Here is a 23,850-nt window from a genome sequence, read left to right on the forward strand (position 1 = left end):
ATGTATCATTATTACTGCCTCAATCCTATTTCCCAGGTGGGAATAGACGCTATGACTGAAAAATACGTACCTGTTAGTGATCCTAAAAAAGCAGACGCACTGCTTGTCCGCAGCGCCGGCATGCACGAAATGGAGTTTTCTCAGGAGCTGAAGGCTATCGCCCGGGCTGGTGCGGGTGTCAACAATATCCCTCTGGAGCGGTGCGCGGAGGAGGGCATTGTTGTGTTCAACACACCGGGAGCCAATGCCAACGGCGTGAAGGAGCTGGTCATCGCCGGCATGCTCCTGGCATCCAGAGATATCATAGGGGGCATCAACTGGGTCCAGGAAAACGAGGAGGACGGCAATATTGCCAAGGACACAGAGAAGGCAAAGAAGGCCTTCGCCGGCTGTGAGCTGGAGGGCAAGAAGCTGGGCGTCATCGGCCTGGGAGCCATCGGCGGTCTGGTGGCCAACGCGGGCATCCATCTGGGCATGGAGGTCTTTGGCTTTGATCCCTATGTCTCCGTGGACGCGGCCTGGAGGCTGTCCAGAAACATCCATCACGCCAAGACAGTGGATGAGCTCTACAAGAACTGCGACTACATTACAGTCCATGTGCCCGCCACAGCGAACAACAAAGGAATGATCGACAAGAACGCCATCGGACTTATGAAAAAGGGCGTGGTTGTTCTGAATTTCGCCCGGGATGTGCTGGTCAACGAGGAGGACATGATCGACGCTCTGGAGAGCGGCCAGGTGAAACACTATGTGTCTGACTTCCCGACACCGGTGATCGCCGGGGTGAAGGGAGCCATCGTGATTCCTCATCTGGGGGCTTCCACAGAGGAGTCGGAGGACAACTGTGCGAAGATGGCTGTGCGCCAGCTGATGGATTATCTGGAGTACGGGAATATCAAAAACTCTGTCAATTATCCGGACTGCGACATGGGCATGCCGGGGGACAACAGGCGCATTGTGCTCCTGCACTACAATAAGCCCAACATGCTGGGACAGTTTACGAAGATTCTGGCGGCCGACAACATGAATATCGCCGATCTTTCCAATAAGAGCAAGGGTGCCTACGCCTATACGATGATTGATATTGACTCAGATATTCCCGCAAATGTGGAAAACGATCTGCGGAATATAGAGGGCGTTTTAAGAGTAAGGGTTCTGAATTAATTCAGAACCCCCTTTTTATTAACAAACTGTTACATGAAAGATAATTAATATTACATCTTTGTCACTTTTATTGCAGTGTACCCTATATGGTGTTATCCTCTACAATATATAGTAATTTTATATATTTTTCGGCAAATAACAACAAAAGAGAAACATGCCGGAGAAGAGGTACATATGTCAAAGAGAAGCAGAAATATCCGTTCCATGAACGCCAGGAAGAGATGGCTCGTCCACAGGCTCAGGAGAAGGAGAATGATCGGAGCCCTGACTATCCTCCTTATCCTGGCCGCAGGAGCAGTGACTGCCGCGGCGGCGGCCAGGGTGTCGAGGACGGACATTACAATAGAGGTGCAATCCGCGTCCATCAAGCAGGGGGAGCAGATGCCGGATCTCCAGGCGAAGGTGGCCTGTGATAAGAAAGAGGAAAAGCTGAAGAAAAAAGTGCTGGACAAAGAGACCGGCTACACGGCCTGGAATCTGGTGGAGGAGCTGAGGTCGGGACAGCATTACCAGCTGCTCTGCGACAGCGATGGCGCGACAGAGGGAAAATACCCTGTCCATATAGAGCTGGACAAGGAGCTGGCAAAGAAGCTGGGGGATAAGGGAGAGTGGAAAAAGAAGATCTCTATCCTTACGGAGGACGGCAGCTTTACTGTCCTCAACCAGGTGGGACAGTGGGACGGAGACAAATTCAAAAGGTGGGACGACACCTATGTCCAGAATGATTTCGTGAATGTGAAGGGAAAGACCTACTATTTCGGAGAGGACGGCGTGAAGGTGACCGGATGGCAGGAGATCGGTGTCACCTACTACCATTTTGACAAGGATGGAGTCATGCAGACCGACAGGTGGCTGGACAAGGGGGAGAGCCGCGCCTATCTGCAGTCGGACGGGAAGGCGGCGGCCGGCTGGTTTGACCTGGACGGAGCCACCTACTATTTCACCCAGGAGGGGGAGATGGTCACAGGGAAAAAGAGGATCGGCACACTGGACTGCGTTTTCGGGGATGATGGGAAGCTGAAGTCCCGGAAGAGCAGTATCGATCCTGACAAGCCCATGATGGCCCTCACCTTTGACGACGGGCCGGGGGAGCGGACCGGAGAGCTTTTGGAGTTTCTGGAGAAATACGATGCCCACGCTACCTTTTTCCTGCAGGGAGTCAATATTCCGGGACGTGAGGACACGGTCAAGAGGATACTGGAGGCGGACTGTGAGCTGGGCAACCACTCCTACAACCATCCGGAGCTGACCAAGATCAGCGAAGCGGACATCCGAAAGCAGATCGGTGATACAAACGATCTGATCAAGGGAGCCTGCGGAGAGGGCGCGACCCTGGTGAGGCCGCCCTACGGAGCTGTCAACGACTCGGTGAAGAAGAACGTGGGCATGCCCATGATTCTCTGGAATGTGGATACCCTGGACTGGAAGGGGGATACACAGACCGTCATCAACTCTGTGCTCCAGAACGCGGACGACGGGGACATTGTGCTTATGCACGACATACACAGCACCACAGTGGATGCGGCCCTGCAGCTGATCCCCAGACTGGTGGATGAGGGGTACCAGCTTGTGACGGTCTCCGAGATGGCCCAGGCCAGAGGCATCAACATGAAGGCCGGGGAGACCTACACGGATTTTAATAAATAGGAAATTTTAGTAAATAGGAAAAGACAGAAAAAAAGAGAAGGCGGATGTGCCTTCTCTTTTTCGTCCGTACATTTTGCGGATACGTATGGTCTGTATAGTGTATATACTTTATCCAGTCTGTATGCTCTAGTTGTCCTCGCCCTCCGCGACCGTGTAGGTCTGGCGCTTTCTGGCCATCTCGTCGCTCTCCAGATACTCGTCGTAGGTGGTGATCTTGTCGATCAGCTTTCCGCCGGGAACGATCTCCATGATGCGGTTTGCCGTTGTCTGCACGATCTGATGGTCCCTGGATGAGAAAAGGATCACGCCCGGGAACTTGATCATTCCGTTGTTGAGGGCTGTGATGGATTCCATGTCCAGGTGGTTGGTGGGCTCGTTCATGAGAAGAACATTTGCACCGGAGATCATCATCTTGGAGAGAAGGCAGCGCACCTTCTCGCCTCCGGAGAGCACCTTCACCCGCTTGACACCGTCGTCCCCGGAGAAGAGCATGCGGCCCAGGAAGCCCCGCACGTAGGTGGCATCCTTCTCCTCGGAGTACTGGGTGAGCCACTCCACGATGGTGTAGTCATTGTCAAATTCACTGCCGTAGTCCAGGGGGAAATAGGCCTGTGTAGTGGTGACGCCCCATTTGTAAGTGCCCTCGTCCGGCTCCATCTCGCCCATGAGAATCTGGAAGAGGGTGGTCTTTGCCAGCTCGTTGCCGCCCACAAATGCCACCTTGTCCTCCCTGTTCAGTGTGAAGGAGATGTTGTCCAGCACTTTTTCTCCGTCGATGGTCTTGGAGAGGCCATCCACAGTGAGCACCTCATTTCCGATTTCCCGGTTGGGGCGGAAATCAATGTAGGGATACTTCCTGCTGGAGGGCTGGATGTCGTCCAGCTGGATCTTCTCCAGGGCTCTCTTTCTTGAGGTGGCCTGCTTGGACTTGGAGGCGTTGGCGCTGAAGCGGGAGATGAACTCCTGCAGCTCCTTGATCTTCTCCTCCTTCTTCTTGTTGGCCTCCTTCATCTGGCGGATGAGAAGCTGGCTGGACTCATACCAGAAGTCATAGTTTCCGGCGTAGAGCTTGATCTTTCCGTAGTCAATGTCCGCGATCTGAGTGCAGACCTTGTTGAGGAAGTAGCGGTCGTGGGACACCACGATGACTGTGTTGTCAAAGCCGATGAGGAACTCCTCCAGCCAGGCAATGGCGTCCAGATCCAGGTGGTTGGTGGGCTCGTCCAGGAGCAGGATGTCCGGGTTCCCGAAGAGGGCCTGAGCCAGAAGGACCTTCACCTTCTCGGGACCGTTTAAATCCTTCATCATCCTGTAGTGCATGTCTGTGTCAATGCCGAGGCCGTTTAAGAGAGAGGCGGCGTCGGACTCAGCCTCCCAGCCGTTCATCGTGGCGAACTCAGCCTCCAGCTCACTGGCCTTGATGCCATCCTCGTCCGTGAAATCCTCCTTTGCGTAGAGAACCTCCTTTTCCTTCATGATCTCATAGAGTCTTGCGTTTCCCATGATGACGGTATCAAGGACAGGAAACTCGTCATATTTGAAATGATCCTGCTGCAGGAAGGAGAGCCGCTCCCCGGGGGTGATGATGACCTCGCCGCTGGTGGGCTCAAGCTGTCCGGAGAGGATCTTAAGGAAGGTGGATTTTCCCGCCCCGTTGGCCCCGATTAGGCCGTAGCAGTTCCCCTCTGTGAATTTGATATTTACATCTTCAAACAAAGCCTTTTTGCCGACACGCAGTGTCACATTACTTGTACTGATCATAGTAATCTTTCTCCTATCAATCTCTTTTCAAGGTTTCATTGCATACAAAGCCTATCTTAGCAAAAAAAGGAGGAAATGGCAAGGAGAAAAGGAGGGTTTTCATCTGTGGAAAATGCGTTTATAATATAGGTTGAAAAGGAGGCAGACGATATGGTTAAAGCAACACTGGTACTGGAAGGCGGAGCGACCAGAGGCGTGTTTACCTCGGGGGCTCTGGACTATCTGATGGAAAAGGATTTCTATACATCCTATGTCATCGGCGTCTCTGCGGGATGCTGCAACGCGGTGGATTATGTGTCAAAGCAGCCCGGAAGGACGAGAGACTGCATGATTCACAAGGAGAAGGAATATAATTATTACTACGGCTTCCGAAAATTTATCAAAGAGAAAAGCCTGATGGATATGGACATGGTCTTTGACCGGTATCCCAATGAAATTTTCCCCTTTGACTACGACACGTATTTTTCTTCAGATATAGAGTGCGAGATCGTCACGACCAACTGTGTGACAGGCAGGGCGGAGTACATGACTGAGGACTCGGACAGGCAGCGGCTCATGAAGATCTGCCGGGCGTCCTGCAGCATGCCTCTGATCTGCCCCATGGTCAATGTGGATGGGATTCCCTATCTGGACGGCGGACTTGCGGATTCCATTCCCATAGAGAGGGCCATGGAGATTGGAAACGGCAAATCCATCGTCGTGCTGACGAGAAATCCAGGCTACCGCAAAAAGATGCCCTCAAGGGCTACAGTACAGCTCTACAGGAGAGCCTACAAAAAGTACCCGAACCTGATCCGCAGCATTGTGAACAGGAGCATTGTGTACAACAGGACCATGAAGCGCATAGAACAGCTTGAGTCAGAGGGGAAGATCTTTGTCCTGCGGCCGCTCATCCCAACGGTATCCAGGCTGGAGAAGGACTATGACACACTGATGCATTTCTATGAGCATGGCTACAGACTGATGAGAAAAGAGTACGACGAGCTCATGAGATTTCTGGAAAAATAGAAGGAGGACAAAAGGTATGCATTTGTTTGAACATCACATTTCCACAAGGGGCGCCCAGCAGATGACCAAGGTGACGGACATGGTGAGGGAGGACATTGAAAGGAGCGGCGCAAAGGACGGCATCGTGGTAGTCTTCTCGCCCCATACGACAGCCGGGTTTACCATCAACGAAAACGCGGATCCGGATGTAGTCCGGGACATGCTCCAGGGCTTTGAGAAGGCCTTTCCCACGAAGGCGGATTACTACCGCCACGCGGAGGGCAACTCCCACGCCCACATGAAGACGACCCTCTTTGGCCCTTCCCAGACCATGATCCTAAGCGGCGGAGAGCTGATCCTGGGAATCTGGCAGGATCTCTATTTCTGCGACTTTGACGGACCAAGAAACAGGACCTTCTACGTAAAGATACTGGAGGGCTAGAGTAAAAGGACAGGATGAAATGATGGATCACGATACATTACTTACCTTTCTGGGGGTGGCGGAGAAGCTGAAATGCAATACCCGACATTCCTGGACAAGCAGCGGGCGCCATGAGAGCGTGGCGGAGCATGTGTACCGCCTGCTGGTATTTGCCTGGCTTGTGAGGGATGAGTTCCCGGGGCTTGATATGAACCGGGTCATGGAGCTGGCTCTCTTCCACGATATGGGAGAGGCGGTCACAGGAGATATTCCCGCCTTTGAAAAGACAGGAGAGGATGAAAAGACAGAAGAAGAGGCGCAGGAGGAGATCGCCCGCCTTCTGCCCCGGCCCCGGCAGGAGGAGATGAGGGACATATTCCGGGAGGTTCGCGAGAAGAAGACGCCAGAGGCCCGGCTTGTGAACGCCATGGACAAGCTGGAGGCCCTGATCCAGCACAACGAGGCGGACCTCTCAACCTGGCTGCCCCTGGAGTATGAGCTGCAGCTCACCTACGGGGAGAAGGAGACAAGGGACATCCCCTGGATGGCGGCGCTGAGGGAGCGGGTGAACCAGGACTCGGTGAAGAAGATGAGGACAGAGAAATTGAAAGAAGATCTCACAGGAGGGAGACTCTGATGGAGAAGGAGGAGGACTAGAGGTCCTCCAGATTGATGCCTCTTGGCACATCCATGTGGCGCAGCGTGATGTCGTAGATGTGGGCCGTGTCCCCGGCCTCCATGGTCTCAAGGATGGCGAGATGCTCCCGGTAGGTGTCCTCCATCCGGCCCGGGTGGGAGAGGGACATCAGGGCCAGCCGCTGCATCCGGTACATGAAGGTGTCAAAGATGTCGGAAAACTGTCTGTTTTCCAGATAGCGGACGATCTCTACATGAAACTGAAAATCATAGGTACAGAAATCCTGGATAGACTGCGTGGTCTCCAGGATTTCTTTCATTTCCTCCATATTGAAATGAAGCTCCCGGAAGAGCCGCTTTGCCCTTCTGGATGTGTAGGCCCGGGTGATCTCCATGGCACAGTAGGTCTCCAGGGCGGAGCGCACCTGGAAGGTCTCCACCACGTCCTTCTTTGTGAGCTGGTGGAGGCGGAATCCCTTGCTGGGGATGATGTCAATGTAGCCCTCCTGCACCAGCCTGTGGATGGCGTCCCGAAAGGGGGTGCGGGAGATGCCCAGCTCCCGGGAGAGCTTGGTCTCGGAGTAGATCTCCTGGTAGGAGAGCTGATCCTCTGTGATCATTTTCTTTAAATGCTCATAGGCCTGTTCGTTTAATGTCATCATGGCGCGGGGCTCCTTTTATATTTGTCTGTGTTTTGTCAAAGATAGATAAAAATTCTAAAAAAATCTAGTTCTATTGTACACTGTTTCCTGTATAAAATCCAATAGAAACCTGTGAAAAATCCACTTTTTGTATGAGTGAAGCGGGCGGAGCAGAGCGTTAATAAAATAACGTAAAAATCCAGTGTTTATGGGAATTCTGCCCAAATTTGAAAGGGGAAAATTGGCATAAACGGAGAAAGAAATTTTAGGGATTGACCGGTATACCGGTATGTAGTAAAGTGTAGTTAGAAAGAACAAAAAACAACAAGTAAGCACATATAAAACAGGATTATTTGTGCAAAACAGTCAAAAACAAACGCAAAGGAGAGAATGAAGTATGAAAGCAGGATTTATCGGACTTGGAATTATGGGAAGACCTATGGCAAAGAATCTTCTGAAGGCGGGCGTGGAGCTGTTGGTGACAGACCTCAACCAGGAGGCTGTGGCAGATGTGGTCGCGGCCGGGGCAAAGGCGGCCAGCTATGCCCAGATCGGAGAAGAGTGCGGTACCGTATTCATCATCGTGCCAAATGGGGACATCACAAAGTCTATCCTCTTCGATGAGGGCGGCGTGGCCTCCACCATCAAAGAGGGGAGCATCGTGTGTGACATGAGCTCTGTCACACCTGTAGAGTCAAAGGAGTGCTATGAGAGACTGAAGAGCAAGGGGGTAGGCTTTGTAGACGCCCCTGTGTCCGGAGGAGAGCCGGGGGCTGTGGCCGGGACACTGGCTATCATGGCAGGAGGTGAGGAGAAGGACTTTGAGGCCCTGAAGCCTTATTTTGATATTATGGGCTCATCTGCTCTTCATATTGGCGAGGCGGGAAGCGGCAGCGTCACAAAGCTGGCCAATCAGATCATTGTAAATAATACTATCGCTGTCGTGTCCGAGGCCTTTGTCATGGCCGTCAAGGCCGGGGCGGATCCGGTGAAGGTCTACGAGGCCATCCGGGGCGGCCTGGCAGGCAGTGCGGTGCTTGACGCCAAGATTCCCATGATCGTGGAGCGCAATTTTAAACCAGGAGGACCTATTCGTATCAACCACAAGGACATCAAGAATGTGGTCAACACAGCCCACGCCATCGACGTTCCCATCCCCTATACGGCCCAGCTCTACGAGATCCTGCAGACCCTGAAGATTCATGGCCACATGGAGGACGACCACTGCGGTATTGTACAGTATTTTGAGAAGCTGGCTGACGTGGAAGTGAAAAAAGTAGATTAGGAGGGGAACAGTATGTCCATCAGCGCTGATATTTTGACTTCTTACAAAAAAATAGATGAAGAGTATATAGACAGACTTCTGGGGGAGGAGATCGCGGCCAGCAATAAAAAGCTCGTGGTTCTGGACGATGATCCCACCGGAGTACAGACTGTCCACGACATTTCTGTCTATACAGGATGGGACAGAGACAGTATCCGGGCGGGATTTGAGGAGAGGAACAATCTCTTTTACGTGCTTACCAACTCCCGGGGCTTTACGGAAGAGCAGACGACGAAGGCTCACCATGAGATTGCGGCAGTGGTAGACGAGGTGGCCAAGGAGACGGGGAAGGAATACATATTTATTAGCCGCAGCGACAGCACCCTGCGGGGACACTATCCTCTGGAGACGGAGCTTTTAAAGGCGGATTATGAAAAGAATACCGGCAAGGTGATCGACGGGGAGGTGCTCTGTCCTTTCTTTAAGGAGGGGGGAAGGTTTACCATTGGCAATGTGCACTATGTGAAATACGGCGATGAGCTGGTGCCGGCCAACGAGACGGAGTTTGCGAAGGATAAAACCTTTGGGTACACGGCGGCTACAATGCCGGAGTATGTAGAGGAAAAGACAAAGGGCGCCTACAGGAAAGAGGATGTAACCTGTATTTCTCTGGAAGATATCCATAATATGGATATAGATAAGATAGAAGGGCAGCTGCTCGCTGTAAAGGATTTTAACAAGATCGTTGTCAATGCGGTGGACTATGCGGATGTAAAGGTATTTTGCGTGGCTCTCTACCGGGCTATGAGAAAGGGGAAGGTCTTCATGCTGCGCACAGCGGCAGCCATTGTCAAGGTCATGGGAGGCGTCACAAGCCAGCCTCTTCTCACGAGAGAGCAGATGGTGGTGAAGGAGACGGAAAACGGCGGTATCATTGTGGTGGGCTCCCATACGGAAAAGACTACCCGTCAGCTGGAGGCGCTAAAAGAGCTGAAGGAGATTGAGTTCATTGAGCTTGACGCCACCTTGGTGAAGGATGCCGCGGCCTTTGAAGCGGAGGTGCAGCGCTGCCTTGAGAAAGAAGAGGCGTGCATAAAAAGCGGCAGGACCGTGTGCTGCTACACTACAAGAGCCCTCATCACAGCGGACACAGGGGACAGGGAGGATGAGCTGCGGCTCTCTGTGCGGATCTCTGATGCGGTCCAGTCTCTGGTGGGAAGGCTGTCTGTGACTCCGGCCTTTGTCATTGCCAAGGGCGGCATCACCTCCAGTGATGTGGGTACAAAGGCGCTGGCGGTAAAGCGGGCTAATGTGCTGGGACAGATCTGTCCCGGTATCCCTGTGTGGCAGACAGGGGAGGAGAGCAGATTTCCCGGTATTCCCTATGTGATTTTTCCTGGCAATGTGGGGGAGGCGGATACCCTCAGAGAGGCGGCGGAGATCCTGATAAGGGGAAGATGATCTGACAAATAAATAACACAGAAAACAGTGGAAAGGACCGGCCTTTAGGCCGGCCTTTTCATTGTGCGAGAAATACAACGAAAACAAACGTAAAAATAAACAAAAATAAACATGCATTTTATACATGATATACAAAAAGATTGATAAAAATTAGATTAAATTGACAAAAACAAACATAAGAAGTACAATACAAACATAAACGAACACAATGGAGCGTGAAGGAGGAATGAGATATGCCTCAATGTGTAGTAATCGCAGACGACCTGACAGGGGCGAACGCCACGGGTGTACTTCTGAAGAAGATGAATTACACGGCCTACACGGTCATGAATACGGAGCGGATTGAGCTCAGTACCCTGAAGGATTGTGACTGTGTTCTCTATCCCACGGACAGCCGTGGGGTTGACCCGGAAATCGCCTACAACCGTGTGCACAATGTCTGCACTCTGCTGAAAAACGATGATGTCAAGGTCTACTCCAAGAGGATTGACAGCACCCTGCGGGGAAATCTGGGAAGCGAGACAGATGCCATGCTGGACTGCCTGGGTGAGGATTACGTGGCGGTTGTGGCTCCCTGCTTTCCCTCATCGGGGCGTATTGTGATCGGAGGCTATATGCTTGTGAACGGACTGCCGCTGCATAAAACGGACATCGCCATCGACCCGAAGACGCCGGTCACTATATCGGAGGACGCGGTGCTCTTTGAACAGCAGAGCAAGTACAAGGTGGCTTCCATCCTGATGAAGGATCTGATGCACGGTAAGCATTATCTGGCAGACCTGATGAAAAAGCATGTGGCGGAAGGATGCAGGATCCTTACCGTTGACTGCGTGACCCAGGAAGATCTGGATCTCATCGCGGACGCGGTGATCACAAGCAAAATGAAGGTAGTGGCCGTTGACCCGGGCGTCTTCACAGCTACTCTTGCCAGAAAGCTGATCACCCCCTCTGAGAAGAAGGAAAAGAGCCGTATCCTTGCGGTGGTTGGAAGCGTGCATCCAAACACGAGAAACCAGATGGAGGAGCTGTGGCTCTCCCAGAGGACCCACAATGTGTTTGTGAACACAAAGGAGCTTCTCGAGGACGATGAGAGGCGGGAGAAGGAGATCAGCCGGGTGACGGAGGAAATCCTTAGGGAATGTAAGCTGAATGTGGTTTCTACAGTGACCGGCGACGGCATCTATCCGGAAAACCGCATTGATTTTAAGCCCTACATGGAGAAGTACAACTGCTCCATGGACGAGGTGACCGGCCGCATCAATTCCGGCTTCGCGGAGATCACTTACCGGATCTTTAAGGCAGAGCCTGAGTTCAGAGGACTGTACACAAGCGGAGGGGACATCACAGTGGCTGTGTGCGCGCGGTTTGACACGGCGGGCTTAAGCCTGATGGACGAGGTGCTTCCTCTTGCCGCCTACGGACAGTTCTTAAAGGGCGAGTTCGAGGGAGTTCATATTATCACAAAGGGCGGCAGCCAGGGACAGAACGATGCTATCAACAGATGCATCACGTACCTGAAAGAGAAGCTGTATATCTAAAAATACATAATACAAAACACACTATTATTCAGATACACAGTAGAAAGAAAAAGGGAGGATGAGATTATGAGTAAACCACTTATTGCAGTGACCATGGGCGATCCGGCCGGCGTTGGGCCGGAGATCGTGGCGAAATCGCTGGCATCCGAGGCGGTCACAGAGGTGGCGGACTGCGTCATTGTGGGAGACAAAAAATGCATGGAGAACGCCATCCGCATCGTGGGCGCGGACCTGGAGATCCGCGTCATTCAGAAGCCCTCGGAGGGGCAGTATGAGAAGGGGATCATGAACCTGATCGACCTGGACAATGTGAATATGGATGTCTTCGAGTTCGGCAAGGTCAGCGGCATGTGTGGGAAGGCTGCCTATGACTACATTGCAAAGAGTATTGAGCTGGCGAACGCCGGGGAAGTGGACGCGGTATCCACCACACCTATCAACAAGGAGGCCCTGAAGGCGGGTGATATCCATTTTATCGGACACACGGAGATCTTTGGAGCCCTTACAGGTACAGAGGATCCTCTGACTATGTTCGAGACAAACGGCATGCGGGTATTCTTCCTGACAAGGCATGTGTCTCTTCGCCAGATGCTGGACATGATCAAGAAGGATCGAATCGTGGACTATGTAGTCAGATGCACGGAGGCCCTGAAACGTCTCGGGGTGAAGGAGGGAACCATGGCCATTGCGGGCCTGAATCCTCACAGCGGGGAGCACGGTCTCTTCGGCTGGGAGGAGGTGGAGGAGATTATCCCCGCCATCGAGGAGCTGAAGAAGATGGGATACGATGTGGCAGGACCCATCGGCGCTGACTCCGTATTCCACCAGGCGGCCATTGGAAAGTACAACAGTGTCCTCTCCCTGTATCACGACCAGGGACATATTGCCACAAAGACGCTGGATTTTGAGAAAACCATTGCGATTACAAATGGGATGCCTATCCTCAGGACATCTGTGGACCACGGCACTGCATTTGATATAGCGGGCACCGGAAAGGTGAGTGCTGTGAGCATGATCGAAGCCATTCGGCTGGCCGCGAAATACGCACCTCATTTTACAAAATAACAAGATGTATAATCTAAAGGAGGGATTTGTATGATAGGAGGACTGGACGGCAACAGAATGTTGCTTGGTCTTGCTGTAGGTATTATTGTTCTTATTTTTCTTGTACTGAAGACAAAGGTTCAGGCGTTTCTGGCGCTGATCGTATGTACCGTTATCGTGGGCGTTGTAGGGGGGATGCCCCTGTCCAATATCACACTGGAGGACGGGACCACGCTGGGGATTGTCAATTCTATCACGGGAGGCTTTGGAAGCACTCTTGGAAGTATCGGTATCATCATCGGTTTCGGCGTTATGATGGGACAGATCTTTGAGGTGACCGGTGCGGCCAAGCGGATGGCCTACACCTTCTTAAAGCTCTTTGGAAAGAAGAGAGAGGAGGAGGCCCTGTGCCTGACTGGTTTCCTTGTATCCATCCCTATTTTCTGCGACTCTGGATTTGTGGTTCTTTCACCGATCGCCAAGGCTATTTCCAGAGCAACAAAGAAATCTGTGATCGGTCTGGGAGCTGCTCTGGCCGCCGGACTTGTCATCACCCACTCCCTTGTTCCGCCTACACCCGGACCTCTGGGTGTGTGCGGTATCTTCGGGATCGACGTAGGTACATTTATTCTGCTGACACTGGTTCTTGCCATTCCAATGGCAATCGGCTGTGTGGTTTATGCAAAGAAGGTTCTGGCAAAGAAATTCTACCGCATCCCCAACGAGGACGGTGAAGTAGTCGAAATGCCCTACCAGGAGCCGGATTATGAGAACGCTTTCCACATGGGAGACGAGAAGATGCCGGGAACATTTGAGTCCTTTGCTCCTCTGTTCCTGCCCATCATCCTCATTCTCATCAACACAGTAGCTACAGCTGTGGGACAGACAACAGGTATCATGGAAGTGCTGATCTTCCTTGGCCAGCCCATCATCGCGGTAGGCCTGGGACTGCTCCTGTCCATCTTCACCCTTGGAAGAGGGCTTGACAGACATACAGCTCTGACAGAGATGGAAAAGGGTATGGAGTCGGCCGGTATCATCATGCTTGTAACAGGTGGAGGCGGAGCTCTCGGCCAGATCATCAAGGACTCCGGACTTGGCACATACATGGCAGAGGGCCTTGCCCAGACAGCCATCCCGATCATCGTGCTTCCTCTGATCATCGCCACCCTGATGCGTTTCATCCAGGGCTCCGGAACAGTGGCCATGACAACAGCCGCGAGTATCTCCGCGCCCATCATCATCGCATCAGGCGTGAACCCCACTCTGGGCGCTATCGCATGCTGCGTGGGCTCTCTGTTCTTCAGCTACTTCAACGACAGCTATTTCTGGGTTGTAAACAGAACGCTGGGTGTGAAGGAGGCAAAGGACCAGCTGCAGGTGTGGTCAGTGACATCCACCATCGCGTGGGCCATTGGTATTGTTGAAGTTCTCATATTGAGTATTTTCATGTAATCGTGTACAATAATCCGTAAGAGGTGATTTGTATGCTGGCAGCAGAGAGGCAGGCAAGGATCGTGGAGCTGATCAGGGAGCAGGGAAGCGTCCAGGTGGATGATCTGGCGCATGATCTGCAGGTCAGCACTATGACAATAAGAAGAGATCTGGAAAAACTGCAGGAGGACAATATACTTGAGCGATGCCATGGAGGTGCGGTGGCAAAGCAGGAGGTGACCTATGCAGACAAAAGTACCAGCCACAAGCATGAGAAGGTAAAGCTGGCAGCCAGGTGCGTGCCCCTTGTCTCGGCGGGGGATAACATCTATCTGGACGCCGGGACTACTACCTACGAGATTGCCAAGGCGATCCAGAACGTGCCGGACATCATGGTCATGACAAATGACCTGGAGATTGCCGGGCTTCTGAAAAACAGCCAGGCTGAGCTGCTGCTGTGCGGCGGAATGGTACAGAAAAGTACCGGAAGCATGCTTGGATATTATGCGACTCAGATGCTGGAGGATTTCCGGTTTGACATAGGCTTTTTCGGAGCCGCGTCCATCAACGAGGAGCTGGAGGTCTTCACTCCTACAGTGGATAAGGCTTTCCTGAAGAGGAAAGCTCTCCAGAGATGCCGGAAGGCGTATCTGGTAGTGGATGAATCCAAATTCGGAAAACAGGCCGTGACAAAAGTCAACCATCTGGCGGATTATACGGCTGTGATCACTACAGGCAGGCTGAGCGCAGAAGACCGGAAAAAAGCAGAAAAGTCGGATGTACGGCTGATATATGTGTAAAGAGTGAACCGCTGTGCGGCAGAGACAGATCTGCCCTCACAGCGGTTTTTTACTGCCTTTCTTGCCGCAGAATAGAGAAATTCTTGTGAGATAGTGTTCCTCATCTGCCGAGAGCTCATCCAGCACGGCTTCCTTGTAGACAAAACTGCCAGGAGACAGGCCATTTTCCCCTGCAAAGGCAAGAAGCCGGCGGCAGGCTTCCTCGGAACGGTAGTAGTCGCCCCGCAGGTAGATGGCGGCATAGCTGCCGGCCGGCTTGATGTGTACCTGTGTGTCCGGCGGGAGTGCGTCCACGGAGAAAGAAGTCTTGGTGAAAAAATATGCATAAGTCTCATAGTCTCCCTCCTGCAGAGCCGGGGTGGGGAGCATGGCGCCGTAGGGGTGGCCGCAGTTGAGATGTTCACGGCTGCACAGGCCGATGTGGCTGCAGAGCACGGAGAAGATTTTGTCATGGTCAGATGTATACAGAGGACTGCTGAGTACCAGCAGTTCTTTTTTTGTCTGCTCTTCCAGGAGAACAGGGGAGAGACATTGTACATCCTGAAAGTCTCTGGCCTGTCTGACAAGGGAGAGCTTTGTCTCAATGACGGTGCGGATGCGCCGGAGCTGAGCCAACTCTGCCTCCACCTTTTCCTGCTGTGTGAGCAGAAGTCTTTCTAAGCTGTCCGGGCTGCGGTTGTCTATGTAGTCCTTGATCTTCTTAAGAGGCATGCCCAGCTCTTTCAGGCAGGTGATGGTGAAAAAGACATCGCACTGGTTTTCGCTGTAATAGCGGTATCCTTTTTCATCTGTGAGAGCGGGAGAGAAAAGGCCGATCTCGTCGTAGTGAAAGAGGGTCCGCTTGTTGGTGCCGCACAGGGCGGCGAATTCACCGGTTTTTATGCATGGAATATCTAATTTTTGCATAATTATACACATTCTCCTTGACTATACCGTAACGTTATACTTTATTATAAGCGGGATAGACAAGTCAGTCAATTTAAAATAGATGAGGAGAAGATGCATTATGCCAAAATTAAGCGAGAGAGTGGGCACATTTACCGATTCGGTGATCCGCAGGATGACCCGGATCAGCGATGAGTACGGAGCTATTAATTTATCCCAGGGATTTCCAGATTTCGATCCGCCAAAGGAGATCATGGACGCCCTGGCCAGGGCGGCCTATGCAGGCCCCCATCAGTATTCCATCACCTTCGGGGCGGAGAATTTCCGTCAGGCCCTGGCCAGAAAGCAGGGGAAGGCCATCGGCCGGACCATTGACCCGGAGACGGAGATCGTGGTGACCTGCGGGGGGACGGAGGCTATGATGTGCGCCATGATGACCATCTGCAATCCGGGGGACAAGGTCATGGTGTTCTCGCCTTTCTATGAAAATTATGGGGCGGACGCTATTTTATCAGGGGCAGATCCCATCTACATCCCTCTGGTGCCGCCGGAGTACACCTTCGACATTGCCCTCGTGGAGAAGGGCTTTCAGGAGGGGGCAAAGGCCATCATTGTCTGCAATCCCTCCAATCCCTGCGGGAAAGTGTTCTCCAGGGAAGAGCTGACGGCCATCGGCGAGCTGGCCGTAAAGTACGACGCCTTTGTGGTGACGGACGAGGTGTACGAGCACATGGTATATGAGCCATACCGCCACACCTGCATGGCCTCCCTGCCGGGCATGTACGATCACACCATCACCTGCAACTCCCTGTCCAAGACCTACTCCATCACCGGATGGCGCCTGGGCTATCTCATCGGGCCTGCGGAGGTGGTGGAGGCGGCCAAGAAGGTTCACGACTTCCTTACCGTGGGAGCGGCGGCTCCCCTCCAGGAGGCAGCTGTGGTGGGGCTGAACTTCCCGGATTCCTACTATGAGGAGCTGAAAGAGCTCTACACCCAGAAGAGGGATTATTTCCTGGCCGGGCTGGACAGGATCGGCCTGTCCCACAATGTCCCCCAGGGAACCTATTTTGTCCTGATCGACATACAGAAATTCCTGGACCTGCCCAAATTTGCGGGCTATACGGATCTGGAGTTCTGCGAGTGGATGATAAAACATATCGGTGTGGCGGCTGTGCCTGGCTCCAGCTTCTTCAAGGAGGAAGTGAACCATCTGATCCGGCTGCATTTTGCCAGGGAAAAAGAAACCATAGACGAAGCCATTAACCGTCTCAGTAAATTACAGGAGTTGTTATGATGAAAGCTTATTCAGTATTTTTTGCAAATTATACGATCGGTGAGGACGCCTACGGACAGGTGCCCCAGGTGTGTCTCCCTTTTGGAAAGAGGATTTTCCTGATCGGCGGCAGGAGGGCCATGGACGCCGCGGAAGGGCTTCTCGGCAAGGCCCTGGAGGGGAGCGGACTTGTCGTTCTGGAGTCTGTGGAGTTCGGGGCGGACTGTACCTACCGGACCATTGACCGCTGGGCACAGCGGGCGAAGGAGCTGGGGGCTGATATGATCTTTGGCATGGGCGGAGGAAAGGCGCTGGACACGGCCAAGGGCGCCGCAGAGAGGGCGGGCCTTCCTGTCTTCACCTTCCCGACGATTGCAGCCACCTGTGCGGCCACCACAGCCCTGTCCGTTGTGTACCGGGAGGACGGAAATTTTGACAGCTTTTACTTTTACGACAAGCCTGCAAGACATTGCTTTATCAATACCCGGGTGATCGCGGATGCCCCTTGCGAGTATCTGCGGGCTGGCATGGGCGACACCATGGGAAAATTCTTTGAATGTCACTTTGCGGCAAGGGGCGACCATCTGGATCACAGCTCCGCTCTGGGCCGGGAGATCAGCAACCTGTGCTACGGCCCCCTTCTGGAGCATGGCGTGCAGGCTTTGGTGGACTGCAGGCGGCATGAGCCCTCCTTTGCCCTGCAGCAGGCGGTTCTGGCCAATATTGTCAGCACAGGGATGGTGTCCCTGATGGTGCTGGACGACTACAACTGCGCCATCGCCCACTCCGTATACTACGGACTCGTGCTCCTTCCAGGCTTTGAGGAGAAGTACCTCCACGGCGATGTAGTGGCCTACGGTGTCCTTGTGCAGCTTGCGGTGGACAAGGACTGGGATAGAATGAGAGAGGTGAAAGGCTTTATGAAAGAGCTGGGGATCCCCTCCACCCTGCGGGAGATGGAGGTGCCCCTGGACAGAGAGTATCTGCGGGATGTCCTCAGGGAGACAGTGACCGGCCCGGACATGGAGCACATTCCCTACCCGGTGACGGAGGATATGATTTTTGAGGCTATGAGAGAAGTGGAGGAGCTGGAAGGATAATGGAGAACGCGGTAGAAAAAACAGTGGAAAGTACCTATATTAATAAGAAAAACCTGTTAAAATTTATTTTTGGGTCAGCCTTCGGCGTGCTCATGTTCCTGGTGCCCATCCCCTACGAGACCTCCTTTACCACCCTCCTGGACTTTGTGAAAATGTGGCTTCAGGCCCTCTTTGGGGGAAGTCTCATCTATATCGTGGTGACTCTCCTCGTGGTGTCGGCGGTGCTCAGTACCTATGACTTTTTCGCAAAGCCGGATTTTATCCGGAAGAACCGGTATCTGAGCAAAGCCTTCTGTACCACGCCCCTCTATCTGGTGTCCAAGATCATCGGGGCTGTGGCTGGAGTTATGGTGCTGACGGGAATGGGGCCGGAAATCGTGGTCTCAGCAGACACGGGCGGAACCATCATAGACCTCTGCGGGACCTTGTTCTGCATCCTGATCGCCTTCAGCTTTGTGCTCCCCTTCCTCACAGACTGCGGGATCATGGAGTTCCTCGGGGTGATCGCCCGGCCTGTGGTGCGCCCCCTGTTCCATGTGCCGGGGCGGGCGTCCGTGGACCTGATCGCCTCCTGGTTCGGGGCAGCCAATGCGGCTGTCATCCTGACGAGGGAGCAGTACATGAAGGGATTTTACACAAAAAGAGAAGCCGGCTATATCATGACCAACTTCTCCCTTGTGTCCGTTCCCTTCTGCCTTATGGTGGCAAATACCATCGGGCTGGATTCCATTTTTCCCGTCTTTTATCTGTGTATCTGCCTCATCGGCATCATCCTGGCAGTGATCATCGTGCGCATCCCGCCTATCCGCACCATACCGGACACCTATCGGGAGGTGACGGGACGGCAGGTGGCCGAGGATCGGCCGGAGGAGAAGGGAATATGGAGATTTGCCCTGGAGTCAAGCTGCAAGAGAGCGGGAGAATTCCATCTGGACACTGTGCTGACAAGCGGGCTGGAGGTTATGATGGGAACGCTGTTCGATCTGATCCCTATTGTGGCCTCCTGGGGTGTCATCGCCCTGGCTATCGCCACCTACACGCCCTTCTTTGACTGGATTTCCTATCCTATGGGCCTGTATCTGCAGCTCTTTGGAGTGGAGGATGCCTTTGCTGTGGCGCCGGCAACGCTGGTGGGCTTCACGGATATGTTTATTCCGGCTCTGCTCATTGCGGGAACCGAGGTGGCGGTAAAGACAAAATTTATCATCGGCGTCCTGTCCCTTGTGCAGATCATTTACCTGACCGAGGTGGGAACCGTGGTCATCAAGAGCGAGGTGCCCCTGGGCTTCTGGAAGCTTTTTGCCATCTTCCTCGAGAGGACGCTGATCGCCATACCGTTTATCGTGCTGTTTGCGAATCTTATATACTGAAAAACCAGACGTGAGGAAAAGAAAGAGGGAAGCCGTGGGGCTTCCCTTTCCTGATGTCTTCTTCTTTTACTCGTAGAGAACCTCCTGCAGGTACATTCCCTTGGGATCGCAGGGGGCGCTGGCGGCCTGCTCTCCGGCAAAGATGGCGGTGATGACCTCCGGCTTTCTCGTGCCAAGTCCGATGTCCAGGAGAGTGCCCACGATGGCCCGCTGCATGTTGTGCAGGAAATCGTCGGCGTGCATGGAAATCTGCATCTCCTCCCCGTCGTCGTAGATGTCGATCCGGTACATCTCCCTCTCCGTGGACTTGTTGTGCTTTACGGTGGAGAAATTTTTAAAGTCGTGCCTCCCGAGGAGAAGCTGCGCGGCCTCCTTCATGGCGTCCATATCCGGCCGGCGGAAGCAGTGGAAGGTGTACTTGAAATCAAACACGCTGGGCACATCGCTGATGGTAGCCCGGTAGATGAAGATCTTTGACTTTGCGTTCAGCTGGGCGTGGAAGCGCTCGGGCATGTCCTCCACGGATATGATGGCGATATCCATGGGCAGATACCGGTTCAGATAGTGCTGGATCTCATAGTCCTTCATGTCCGTGTTCGTCTTGAAGCTGGCTGTCTGGCCGTAGGCGTGGACGCCTACCTCCGTGCGGGCTCCGCAGAAGAGCTCCACATCCTCACCTGTCATCTTCCGGATGACCTCCAGGATCTTGTTGGAGATGGTGTTTGTGGACTCGTTTTTTCCGAGACGGACCCAGCCCTGGTAGCGGCTGCCGTCATATTCTATAGTAAGCTTGATATTGCGCATGGTCTTCCTCCTCATATAACCTGAAATCACAAAAAACATTTAAAACCAGTTTTAGTATAGCAGATTATCTGATATACTGTCCAGTGAACAAACAAATGACAGACAGGAGAGATTGCAAAATGACAGAGAGCAGAAAAGTATCAGAGTCTATCTCAGAGACAGTGCACATGGTGCGGCCCAACCATCTGAATGCGGCGGGGCGTCTCTTCGGAGGCGTGCTCATGCAGTGGATGGACGAGCTGGCAGGCCTTGTGGCCAAGCGCCACACAAGGAAAAATGTGATCACTGCCTCCGTGGACAATTTAAGCTTTCTGCGGGGCGCCTACCAGAAGGATGTGATCGTGATCACCGGCAAGGTGACCTACGTGGGAAATACATCCATGGAGGTGAAGGTGGATTCCTGCGTGGAGGATCTGGACCGGAACAGGACGCTGATCAACAGAGCCTATTTCACCATGGTGGCTCTGGACGAAAATGACCATCCGACCAGAGTGCCCCGCCTGGAGCTGGAGACAGAGGAAGAGAAGGAAGAGTGGAAGAACGCGGAAAAAAGGCGGGAGATGCGGAAGCACTATAGGCTGTAACCCACATTCCCGTCCCATATTGATCATTTATATTTATATGTCTGTGCCGGCAGAGGGGCAAAACCTCTCAGACGCCGGCCTTATTTTTTTCGGCGGTTTATCTGAGACATGACAAGAGTGACCATGCTGTCGATCTGTTTCTTCTCCTCGTCGGAGCGGCCCTCCTTTAAAATTTCAAGAATGAGGGAGGTCTCCTCGGGGGAGAAGCGGATCCCCTTCCTGTTTGCGGAGGAGATGAGTGCCATCATGGCGGCCGCCAGCGTGTTTCCGCTCTTTCCGGAGGTCTGCGCCGCCGCTGTTTTGATGAGCTCCAGCTTGACAGGGTCAATATGTTCCATCGCCGGGTGATTCATCCAATCCTGTGCCATTGTCGTTCACTCCTTTTCTGTTATCATCGCTGCCCTCTTCTGTGCCCTCGCGGCATCTGTCTTCCCGTCCGCCATCCTCCCGGACATCGTCCTCCCGGGGCGTGCCCTGGAAAAGGTTCATCATATTCAGGATATCTCCCGTGCCCCCCGGATCCGCCCCTGACATGTCCGGGAAACCCATGCCGGACAGATCCATGTCCTTCATCATCTCCATCATACTCATGGCGGAGAGGATACTGTCCACGGCTCCTTCATTTTCCCCCATATAGGGCTTCAGCTCCTCCAGCATCTCCGTGAAGGAGGGAGGCGTGCTCTGGAACTCCTTCCGCTCCGGACCCCGGGAGAAAATGCCGAAGTAGCGGATCGTATTCTGAAGCTCTGTGAACCGGATGAAAAAGGCGAGCATCCTCTGCGCGGCAGGAGGGGTATAGGGCAGCAGGAGCTTCAGCATCTGCAGTTCCCCGGAGGATGTGAGAGTGTCAAAGGGAGTCATGGGAAGAGGCGTCCGTTTATCCATACAGCCCACCTGTCTGAAGCGTTGTAACTATATATATGGATGAAAAGGGATAAATATGACAGCGCAAAAGGAGGCTGCGCCCGACAGACGCACATATCCATCGGACGCAGCCGTATCATTTGCTGTTAGCAGCAGCCGTTTCCTCCGAAACCGCCGCAGCAGCACAGGAGAAGGATGATCCACAGGCAGCTGTCGTTTCCGCAGCCACATCCGTAGTCGCCGCCGCCCCGTCCGAAGCCGCCGCAGCAGCACAGAAGAAGGATGATCCACAGACAGCTGTTTCCTCCAAATCCACTTCCGCATCCACAGCCGGAACGTACACCGGAGTCACATCCGCATCCGCAGTTCGATGATAAATCGCTCATTTGATTGCCTCCAACATATTTTGTTTACAGTACATCATATGCTTTGCTCCGGGATGTGTGAAAAAGAAATTTTACTGAAGTGAAAAGTTTATTTCCACTTTGAAAAACGGGAAAAGAAAAGTGGCAATTACTCTTACAAAAATGAGTGATTGCTGCTTTTTCTGTTTTATTAAGTAGGAATAAGTGTTACACTAAATAAAGCAAACAACAGGTTGCTTGGAAAAGAAAGGGATTTTTGGACATGACAAAAAAGCGGACTTTAGTCGGTGTTTTTAAGGCTGTAGGACTAAATTCCACTTGCTGTGGATGGTATTTACTTTCTTTGACAGCCGCCTGTTGTTTTTTGATTAGATAGTTTTCCTTACTTGTTTCTCTGCTTGAGCAAGTATGGCTTTAAAATGATCTGATCCTTTTCAATCGGATGGATGCCGAAAGCCAGCAGTTTTTCATACAGATCCTGATACATAAATTCTGTCAGTTCCAACGGACTTTTATTGCCAAGCAGCTCGCAAGGGGAGGAGTTTATGTGGCTGAGTACCAAATTCAGATTGGACTGGCCGGTCAGCCCGAGTTCCCTCAGATCCGTTCCTTTTGGAAGGATGTAACGGAGTTCTATATGTTTATTCTCCAGTGTTCCTTTTTGCCCAGACTGCATAGGATCGCAGTAAAATACCCTTGTCCGTCTTGTGCTGTCGGAGGATGTCTCCATAGCTTCGGCGGCAGAAAACTCCGTTCCGCGATCGGTCAGCAGGACATGGACATATTTGCGGAACAGCTCCGCGCCAAGAATGGATTCCAGTATGTCAATGCCTTCTTTCATGGAAGTAGCGGTTTTCTCGTCACGGTATAAAGCGAGAAGGATACCGGCCCTCACAAATTTAAATGTCTGAAGGAAAGGCCCGCTTGTCTCGTCATTGTAGACCGTGTCCATTTGGGTGACAAAGACCTCGGGATGCTCGGAGAGATAGGATTGATACTCTTTGTAGGTCCTGCCTTCAAGATACTTTCTGTCGACGCGTTTTTTATAAGTTTTTGCCTTTTTCTTCAGCAGCCTGCGAGACACCTGCCGCCGCAGATCCAGGGCGGTGATGCCGGCAATTTCGTGGAAAACATCGTTTTCGATATAGTTGTAAAGCGTTTTTTCGGAAATACCGAGTTCCGGATGGTTGGTAACGATCTGATAGGGGGAGTGCCCCTGTTTCAGGAGCGGAGCAATAACAGCGGCCATCTGTTTTGCCTCCTGTACTGTAAGGTCAACACCTTCCCGGGAGTCGACCAGGGTGGTGCGGTAATCCATATGTGCCTCCTCCGGACGGTACTGGTATTTATCAAAACGGCAGCGGGACCAGTTGGAGCAGCCGTTGCAGGCGCCAGGGGAGCGGTCGCGTCTTGAGCAATGGAAAGGAAAGTAGTCTGGGCAGTCAGGGGTACACTGGCGGCCATAAACACACTTTTTATAATGATTGCATTCCAAAGGCATCTTACACTTGTGGGTAAGAGTTCTGTGAAGTTTGATCTCTTTGCCAACAGTAGACTTATCCTTGCCGATGGTCTGGGCGATGGCGGTTTTTGTGGAGCCGTTCGTAATGCCGGCGAGAATGATCCGCCGTTCCTCTAAAGTTAAATGAGAAAAAGAGTTTTGAGTCTTCATAATAGACACCAGCCTTTCCGGCGACTGCCTAACATGAAAAGTGTAAGACTAAATGCCATGTTTGGGGAAGTGGAAATGAGTGAAAGACTAAAATCCACTTTACCTCCTTCAAAGTGGAAATAAACTTTTCAC

Annotated in this window: 23 protein-coding genes; 15 read left to right on the top strand and 8 right to left on the bottom strand. The window is 52.6% G+C overall.

Translation table 11 applies throughout. From position 1 onward, the window contains the following. Both NI21_RS0106365 and NI21_RS0106370 read left to right on the top strand, forming a co-directional pair. On the top strand, window positions 1–1,164 hold the full coding sequence (locus tag NI21_RS0106365) for a phosphoglycerate dehydrogenase (RefSeq protein ID WP_033125398.1): 1,164 nt from the start codon (window positions 1–3) through the stop codon (window positions 1,162–1,164). Between the two features lie 174 nt (window positions 1,165–1,338). After that, complete coding sequence (locus tag NI21_RS0106370; protein ID WP_033125399.1) at window positions 1,339–2,811, top strand: polysaccharide deacetylase family protein; 1,473 nt, start codon at window positions 1,339–1,341, stop codon at window positions 2,809–2,811. A gap of 126 nt (window positions 2,812–2,937) precedes the next feature. On the opposite strand, the gene NI21_RS0106375 is transcribed toward NI21_RS0106370, so the two are convergent. Continuing rightward, window positions 2,938–4,572, bottom strand: a complete 1,635-nt coding sequence (locus NI21_RS0106375) for an ABC-F family ATP-binding cassette domain-containing protein (protein WP_033125400.1) — start codon at window positions 4,570–4,572, stop codon at window positions 2,938–2,940. Between the two features lie 150 nt (window positions 4,573–4,722). Between NI21_RS0106375 and NI21_RS0106380 the strand changes: the two genes are divergently transcribed. The 3 genes from NI21_RS0106380 to NI21_RS0106390 are packed head-to-tail and all read left to right on the top strand — an operon-like array spanning window position 4,723 to window position 6,617. Then, window positions 4,723–5,580, top strand: coding sequence for a patatin family protein (locus NI21_RS0106380; protein ID WP_033125401.1), 858 nt, complete (start codon window positions 4,723–4,725; stop codon window positions 5,578–5,580). A gap of 16 nt (window positions 5,581–5,596) precedes the next feature. After that, window positions 5,597–6,001 (top strand): secondary thiamine-phosphate synthase enzyme YjbQ, encoded by a 405-nt coding sequence (locus NI21_RS0106385; RefSeq protein WP_033125402.1) that lies wholly within the window; start codon window positions 5,597–5,599, stop codon window positions 5,999–6,001. A gap of 19 nt (window positions 6,002–6,020) precedes the next feature. Beyond that, window positions 6,021–6,617 carry an HD domain-containing protein gene (locus tag NI21_RS0106390; protein WP_369792776.1) on the top strand — a complete coding sequence of 199 codons (597 nt, stop codon included), beginning with the start codon at window positions 6,021–6,023 and terminating at the stop codon, window positions 6,615–6,617. A gap of 16 nt (window positions 6,618–6,633) precedes the next feature. Here NI21_RS0106390 and NI21_RS0106395 read toward each other — a convergent pair whose 3' ends face one another. Further along, entirely contained in the window at window positions 6,634–7,278 is a 645-nt protein-coding gene (locus tag NI21_RS0106395; protein WP_033125403.1) for a GntR family transcriptional regulator, read from the bottom strand. A gap of 376 nt (window positions 7,279–7,654) precedes the next feature. Between NI21_RS0106395 and garR the strand changes: the two genes are divergently transcribed. The 6 genes from garR (at window position 7,655) to NI21_RS0106425 (ending at window position 14,798) form a co-directional block, all read left to right on the top strand. Then, complete coding sequence (gene garR, locus NI21_RS0106400; protein WP_033125404.1) at window positions 7,655–8,542, top strand: 2-hydroxy-3-oxopropionate reductase; 888 nt, start codon at window positions 7,655–7,657, stop codon at window positions 8,540–8,542. A 12-nt stretch (window positions 8,543–8,554) separates the two neighbouring features. Then, window positions 8,555–9,982 carry a four-carbon acid sugar kinase family protein gene (locus NI21_RS0106405; protein WP_033125405.1) on the top strand — a complete coding sequence of 476 codons (1,428 nt, stop codon included), beginning with the start codon at window positions 8,555–8,557 and terminating at the stop codon, window positions 9,980–9,982. Between the two features lie 233 nt (window positions 9,983–10,215). Next, window positions 10,216–11,520, top strand: a complete 1,305-nt coding sequence (locus tag NI21_RS0106410) for a four-carbon acid sugar kinase family protein (RefSeq protein ID WP_033125406.1) — start codon at window positions 10,216–10,218, stop codon at window positions 11,518–11,520. A 66-nt stretch (window positions 11,521–11,586) separates the two neighbouring features. Continuing rightward, on the top strand, window positions 11,587–12,585 hold the full coding sequence (pdxA, locus tag NI21_RS0106415) for a 4-hydroxythreonine-4-phosphate dehydrogenase PdxA (protein ID WP_033125407.1): 999 nt from the start codon (window positions 11,587–11,589) through the stop codon (window positions 12,583–12,585). Between the two features lie 30 nt (window positions 12,586–12,615). After that, entirely contained in the window at window positions 12,616–14,019 is a 1,404-nt protein-coding gene (locus NI21_RS0106420; RefSeq protein WP_033125408.1) for a GntP family permease, read from the top strand. A 32-nt stretch (window positions 14,020–14,051) separates the two neighbouring features. Further along, entirely contained in the window at window positions 14,052–14,798 is a 747-nt protein-coding gene (locus NI21_RS0106425) for a DeoR/GlpR family DNA-binding transcription regulator (RefSeq protein WP_033125409.1), read from the top strand. A 36-nt stretch (window positions 14,799–14,834) separates the two neighbouring features. Here the strand turns inward: NI21_RS0106425 and NI21_RS0106430 are convergent, their stop codons facing one another. Next, the gene (locus NI21_RS0106430) at window positions 14,835–15,704 is read right to left on the bottom strand and encodes a MerR family transcriptional regulator (RefSeq protein WP_033125410.1); all 870 of its coding nucleotides are present in this window, start codon (window positions 15,702–15,704) and stop codon (window positions 14,835–14,837) included. Between the two features lie 100 nt (window positions 15,705–15,804). Between NI21_RS0106430 and NI21_RS0106435 the strand changes: the two genes are divergently transcribed. The 3 genes from NI21_RS0106435 to NI21_RS0106445 are packed head-to-tail and all read left to right on the top strand — an operon-like array spanning window position 15,805 to window position 19,429. Next, the gene (locus NI21_RS0106435; RefSeq protein ID WP_033125411.1) at window positions 15,805–16,980 is read left to right on the top strand and encodes a pyridoxal phosphate-dependent aminotransferase; all 1,176 of its coding nucleotides are present in this window, start codon (window positions 15,805–15,807) and stop codon (window positions 16,978–16,980) included. Further along, complete coding sequence (locus tag NI21_RS0106440; protein ID WP_242842820.1) at window positions 16,977–18,059, top strand: iron-containing alcohol dehydrogenase family protein; 1,083 nt, start codon at window positions 16,977–16,979, stop codon at window positions 18,057–18,059. The genes NI21_RS0106435 and NI21_RS0106440 overlap by 4 nt, the downstream gene beginning before the upstream one ends. Next, entirely contained in the window at window positions 18,059–19,429 is a 1,371-nt protein-coding gene (locus NI21_RS0106445; RefSeq protein ID WP_033125413.1) for a YjiH family protein, read from the top strand. The genes NI21_RS0106440 and NI21_RS0106445 overlap by 1 nt, the downstream gene beginning before the upstream one ends. 66 nt (window positions 19,430–19,495) lie before the next feature. On the opposite strand, the gene truA is transcribed toward NI21_RS0106445, so the two are convergent. Continuing rightward, window positions 19,496–20,233 (bottom strand): tRNA pseudouridine(38-40) synthase TruA, encoded by a 738-nt coding sequence (gene truA, locus NI21_RS0106450; RefSeq protein WP_033125414.1) that lies wholly within the window; start codon window positions 20,231–20,233, stop codon window positions 19,496–19,498. Between the two features lie 119 nt (window positions 20,234–20,352). Between truA and NI21_RS0106455 the strand changes: the two genes are divergently transcribed. Further along, on the top strand, window positions 20,353–20,817 hold the full coding sequence (locus NI21_RS0106455) for an acyl-CoA thioesterase (RefSeq protein WP_033125415.1): 465 nt from the start codon (window positions 20,353–20,355) through the stop codon (window positions 20,815–20,817). Window positions 20,818–20,897: 80 nt separating this feature from the next. Here the strand turns inward: NI21_RS0106455 and NI21_RS0106460 are convergent, their stop codons facing one another. The 4 genes from NI21_RS0106460 to NI21_RS0106475 all read right to left on the bottom strand — a co-directional run bounded on the left by NI21_RS0106460 (window position 20,898) and on the right by NI21_RS0106475 (window position 23,718). Then, window positions 20,898–21,185, bottom strand: a complete 288-nt coding sequence (locus tag NI21_RS0106460) for a hypothetical protein (RefSeq protein WP_033125416.1) — start codon at window positions 21,183–21,185, stop codon at window positions 20,898–20,900. Then, the gene (locus NI21_RS16080; RefSeq protein WP_052083986.1) at window positions 21,142–21,702 is read right to left on the bottom strand and encodes a hypothetical protein; all 561 of its coding nucleotides are present in this window, start codon (window positions 21,700–21,702) and stop codon (window positions 21,142–21,144) included. The genes NI21_RS0106460 and NI21_RS16080 overlap by 44 nt, the downstream gene beginning before the upstream one ends. Before the next feature lie 125 nt (window positions 21,703–21,827). After that, window positions 21,828–22,067, bottom strand: a complete 240-nt coding sequence (locus tag NI21_RS0106470; RefSeq protein WP_033125417.1) for a hypothetical protein — start codon at window positions 22,065–22,067, stop codon at window positions 21,828–21,830. A 361-nt stretch (window positions 22,068–22,428) separates the two neighbouring features. After that, complete coding sequence (locus tag NI21_RS0106475) at window positions 22,429–23,718, bottom strand: IS30 family transposase (RefSeq protein ID WP_081957999.1); 1,290 nt, start codon at window positions 23,716–23,718, stop codon at window positions 22,429–22,431. Between the last annotated feature and the right edge of the window lie 132 nt (window positions 23,719–23,850).

The organism is Eubacterium sp. ER2 (genome assembly GCF_000765215.1).
GTDB classification, from domain to species: domain Bacteria; phylum Bacillota; class Clostridia; order Lachnospirales; family Lachnospiraceae; genus Claveliimonas; species Claveliimonas intestinigallinarum.